Below are 4886 nucleotides of genomic sequence, written 5' to 3' on the forward strand. Positions count from 1 at the left end.
AAACGCTCCCAAAAGTAGCGGCCGAGATGGCACTCTCGGTCTTGGCCTATAATCTTACACGGGTCATGAACATCGTCGGGGCCAAGCCACTGATCACTGCGATCGCGGCCTGAGACAGGCGCGGTTCCTAGCTTCCGGACCGATGCCCTTTGAAGCCGTTTTTACACGGCCAAGACCCGTTCCGGACCTCGGCCGGATCGAAGTTCCGCAGCGCAGCACATCGTGATGTGCTATCGTTATCCTGGCGGACCGCCCCCCAGGCAGGCGTCGGTTCGCACAAGTTCGGGCGTGACCGCGCAATTCCCTTGGCGATGCGAGAGTTCTGCCTAGGTTTCGACCATGGACAGCATCCAGGCGAGTGAAACGGAAGCACTGTTCTCCGTATTGCGGCAGTCGGCCGACGGCGATGCGGTGACCGCCATCGAAGCGTTGGTCCGCGAAGCGCCGGACCGCGCGCTCAACCGGGTGAACGTTCTAGATTTCGCTGTCAAAAACCGGCTGGACGAGGAGCGGGTTATTGCGGCGTTCCTCCACGCGGCCCGCGTCGGCCTGTTCGATTTGTCCTGGAACGTCCTCTGCCCAGGGTGTGGCGGCGTGCTCGACGCCAACACCTCTCTCAAGACGGTCCGCACCGACGCTTACAGCTGTGCGCTTTGTGGCGCTGGCTACCAAGCTACCCTCGATGAAATGGTCGAGGTTTCCTTCACGGTGAACCCGCGCATTCGGCGGATCGCCGCACACGATCCCCACGCGCTATCGATGTGGGAATACCAGCGGCAGATCTTCTGGAGCACCGGCATCGATCTGCCCGACAATCTTGAGCAAATCATCAACGAGATTGTTATCGACTCGATCGAACTGCCGCCGGGTGAAAGAGCATCGCTGTCGCTGCAGCTGCCTGCAGAGTTTGTTATCGTATTCGATCCGGTTACGCATGCGGCGCAGTTCCTAGATGTCGAGGGCGAACCGATGCGAGACCGCCAGAATCTCACAGTCGTTTTCAACAAAGTCAGTGCCCCGAGCGCGACGCTTCACATGCGTCCTGGACCATTGAGGCTGGCGCTGGAAAACCGAGCCGATGTGCGCGTGCTGCCGGCGGTGTGGATCGCCGGCGAGGGGCTCCATAACCTGCTCGGCAAGCGCCGCCCCTTCCTCACGGCCAAGCGCCTGCTCACGAATCAGACGTTCCGGGACATCTATCGTACGGATACGCTCGATGTCGACCAGCGGCTGAAAATAACCAGCCTCACCTTTCTGTTTACGGATCTCAAGGGCTCGACCGAGCTCTATGAGAGGGTCGGCGATCTCGTTGCGTACGATCTGGTGCGAGCGCATTTCCGCATCCTCAACGAGATCATCGCCGCCGAAGCCGGTGCGGTGGTGAAGACCATCGGTGATGCGGTCATGGCCACGTTTCCTACCCCAGACCGCGCGATCGCGGCCGCGCTGCGCATGCGCGATGCGATGTCCAGCATCAAGCACGGCGATCGCGACTTGCTGCTCAAGATCGGAATCCACGAGGGACCATGCCTCGCGGTGATGGTGAACGATCGGCAAGACTATTTCGGTCAGACGGTGAACATCGCCTCGCGTGTTCAGGGCCTTGCCGCCTCGCGCTCGATTTTCGCGACCGGGGCGGTCGTCGAGCATCCCGGTTCCTCATCGATCCTCAGGACCAGCAGCCTCGAGCCTGTGCGGCAGCGCGCATCGCTGCGTGGTATCGCGGACGAGCTCGTGGTGTACGAGATCCCGTAGAAGGAACGTCCGGCCTGCCAGCGGCATTCGTCTCTCGGCTTTTGGCAGCCCCGGAAGACCCAGTCAGCGCCGCCAAAGGTCCGGTCCTAGGGCATGACCCGACCCGTCGCAGAAGTCCGCCTACCGCCGCCCTTGACCCCCTTTCGGACCTCTGGTGAGGTCCGGTATCGCGCCGCTATCAGGGCACGGCGGACCTCATACGCCCTGATCTGCGGCGCGGAGTTTAGAGTACACGCCCTAGATGATTTCCATGCCAGAATCGTTTCCTGGTACGACGAAATCCGGGTTTGCAGGTGACGCCGAAATACCGCGCTCAACGATGCCGGTGGCTATCAGCCACTCGTTTGCATTGCCGCTCGCAATAATCACAAGTGCATCCTGGTTTGGAAGCGCCTGCAATCGAGCTATCAGTTCCCGAACGGTCATCGCGATTTCTCCTTACGACAGGTCTCGCAAGCCCGTCGAAAGAAATCGTCGCCTCAGTCTCCATCCTATCGAGAAGAGTCCGCCATCCACCAAATCAAACGTTAGCGTGCAAGCTTGTTCTGAACGGCGGAAGCGGATCATCCCCGCTGAAACGTGTGCTCCGTTCCACCTCTTGCGCAAGCTTCAGCCAATCCTCGGCAAGGCGCAGCCACTCCTCCTTATCCAGAGGGTTTTCGGCCTTCTCTGCCAGCTCAAGGCACTCCTCAGCTTCCTTACGAAACCTCTCCGCGTCGGTTTGGGACAATGGGGTCATCGGCGGTTCCTCTCCATTGCATGGGGTGGAGGTTGTCGATTTGCGAACAGCGCCGGGCCATCCCGCGAAACGCGTCTTGCGATTTGCGGTTCCAAAGACGAACCTCGAACTATGACCGTTGCCGCGAAGCAGCATCTGTCCCGGTAGCACAGCCTTTTTTCGCCGCGGTAACGTGCGGCCTTGCTTTCGTCAGAACAGGCCGACGCTCAGGGCGTCGATCAGACCAACAACGTGTCTGAATGATGCGTCGGCGTCGATGCCCCAATTAGCGGCACGCTCTCGATTGCGCCGAACAGACCATGCGTCTCGCCGTCGATGCCGTCGGTGAAGTAGAGGGTGTTCGGGCTGCCGTCGTTGCCGCTGCCCCCGAAAGTCAGGGCCCAGAGACCGCCCGGCGTGTTTCCCGAACCGGCGGAGATCGGGATGGTGCCTTCGAGCTGGTGGTTCTGGGGGTTGAAAGCGTTGATTTCGCTGTGCAGGAAGCTGAAATTGCCCACCAGAAGGTCGCCGCTGAACTGGCCGAAATTGTCCGGAGCGATAGCGACGCCCCACGGAGCGGCGAGAGGGGTGTGAGGGCCGCCGAGCAGCACTCCATGCGGCTCGAGTTTGCCGCTCTCGCTGAAAATGGCCACCGCCCCGTCGCCTTCGTCGGCCACTATCTGCGCATCACGCCCGGAAGGCGCGTAGGTCACATACACTTCGCCGCCGATGTCCGTCGCATTGAAGGGGACGAGCCCCCGGGCCGCGATCTGGCCCGGGGTCTTGAACGCATGATCGCCTAGGTCGACCGGGTCGAAGCTACTGTTGAAGACGTCGATGGTCCCGGCGCTGGTGTTGGCGGCGTAGAGCATCGTGTGAGCCTCGTTGATTGCCAATCCGGTATAGACGGCGCCGGCGTCGTCACTTCGACGGACGCGGTTGTCCCGAGGCCGGGGTTCCAGCCGGAGATCGTCCCGTTGAGATCGGCGAAGATGAAGCGGGCGCTCGCGTCGTCGTCTAGGATGAAAGACGAGGCGTTCGTATTGGAGACCTGTCCCGTGGGGCCCTGGGGTCCGGTCGCGGTGGTTGGGATGCTCACAGTGAGAACCGCGGGAGAGACATCGGTGCTGTCGGTCACCGGGTAAACGGTGGCCAAATTGGTGTGCTGGTCCGAGATCCAGAAGGGGCTGCCGGGGAGAAACGAAACGCCCCAAGGGTTCACCAAATTCGGATCGGTTACCGCGGCGAGTCCGGGGATGTCCGAGACCAGATTCGTCTGAACATAGATGGCCGCATCGGCGGCGTCGGCGGGCGTCGGGTCAGATTGGAACGGCGCTTTCATGATTGTTCCTCCATGAGGCAACGACTGACTGAGAGGTCGAGCAGCTGTCTTTCATCCGAGAACATTGGAAACCATGCCGCCTGGCGGATTCAGGCGGAAGCGATGAAGTCGTCAGCTCCAAGCAAAGGACTTCGATGCTTGATTGCAGAGGTAAAATGATGGGCGGCAATCACCGGCCAAGTGCCCCGAAGGTTGCTATTGTTCGCCCTGTATTTCCACAGGAGCCATTTGCAGCGAGCCGACCTGCGGTCCACGCAGCCACCAATTAGTGGCTCGTCAGTATTGAAGTAACTGATTAATGTTATCGCTGCCGTCACCGCAGTAACAGCAGCATGTATGTCCCAATCATAGTGTGCTCGATCCGGTATCAAGAAGTGGGCAACGCTCGTGGCAGTTTACCATTTGAACGTTGCTAACGCAGCGAAAGCGATAGCCGCTCGCAGCATTCAATGCGTTCGAGGAACGCTCGCGGGAAATCATTGGGCAGGTCGCGGGCGTAATGTCGCCTGTTGGCCCGCTTCCGACTTTCGCTCAGGACGCCGCGAATGTCGGCTCCCGAGACACAAGCAGAACTAATTTGAGCCGGGCGACAAAGGCAGCTACTGGACCCATACCGGAAATGCCGAACTTGCATACTGAGACCGGGATCAAGCCCTATTTTCTACACCTCGTTTTTTTGAAAGCGGACAGGCAAGTAGGGGCATCCGGATCGCTCCGCAGGGATATTAGCTGCTAAGGCCAGAGCGGACATCAACGTTCCGTAATTCTGATTTGCGCGCAGCGACAGATCACTTCCGCCGTAACCTACAAGGCCATCGATCTCACGCGGACGTAGGAACCGGGCGCGTTTTCGATAATCGGCAACCCACCGCTGCCGGGTTCGCGAGCCGGAACGCGGCCTTCGTCAAATTGGGTTACCCATTCGTCCCAAAGCGGCCACCACGACCGTTGACGAGGCGCAGCGTCGACGAACCATTCGTCTGGACTGGGCGGCAAATCGTCGTTCACCCAATGCCCGTATTTGGTGCCTGGTGGGCTGATGACGCCAGCCATATGGCCAGCATCGGATAA

The 4886-nt window shown here is 60.1% G+C and carries 5 protein-coding genes and 1 pseudogene; 1 reads left to right on the plus strand and 5 read right to left on the minus strand.

From position 1 onward, the window contains the following. Nucleotides 1-339 precede the first annotated feature (339 nt). Nucleotides 340-1755: an adenylate/guanylate cyclase domain-containing protein gene (locus BLV07_RS45620; protein WP_091899130.1), complete on the plus strand. Its 1416-nt coding sequence runs from the start codon at nucleotides 340-342 to the stop codon at nucleotides 1753-1755. A gap of 237 nt (nucleotides 1756-1992) precedes the next feature. Here the strand turns inward: BLV07_RS45620 and BLV07_RS45625 are convergent, their stop codons facing one another. From BLV07_RS45625 to BLV07_RS48475, 5 genes and pseudogenes are all read right to left on the minus strand, one after another. After that, nucleotides 1993-2181 carry a hypothetical protein gene (locus BLV07_RS45625; protein ID WP_091899131.1) on the minus strand — a complete coding sequence of 63 codons (189 nt, stop codon included), beginning with the start codon at nucleotides 2179-2181 and terminating at the stop codon, nucleotides 1993-1995. A 94-nt stretch (nucleotides 2182-2275) separates the two neighbouring features. Beyond that, complete coding sequence (locus BLV07_RS45630; RefSeq protein ID WP_091899132.1) at nucleotides 2276-2494, minus strand: hypothetical protein; 219 nt, start codon at nucleotides 2492-2494, stop codon at nucleotides 2276-2278. 218 nt (nucleotides 2495-2712) lie between these two features. Next, the gene (locus BLV07_RS50020; protein ID WP_283806626.1) at nucleotides 2713-3345 is read right to left on the minus strand and encodes a TIGR03118 family protein; all 633 of its coding nucleotides are present in this window, start codon (nucleotides 3343-3345) and stop codon (nucleotides 2713-2715) included. Next, a complete protein-coding gene (locus tag BLV07_RS50025) occupies nucleotides 3273-3815 on the minus strand; it encodes a TIGR03118 family protein (protein WP_176946204.1) in 543 nt (180 codons plus the stop codon). Before BLV07_RS50025 ends, BLV07_RS50020 begins: the two co-directional genes overlap by 73 nt. 804 nt (nucleotides 3816-4619) lie before the next feature. Continuing rightward, nucleotides 4620-4886 (minus strand): annotated as a pseudogene (locus BLV07_RS48475) (class I poly(R)-hydroxyalkanoic acid synthase); the annotation flags it as partial.

Origin of the sequence: Bradyrhizobium sp. Rc2d, assembly GCF_900099855.1 — a bacterium.
Taxonomy (GTDB): Bacteria; Pseudomonadota; Alphaproteobacteria; order Rhizobiales; family Xanthobacteraceae; genus Bradyrhizobium.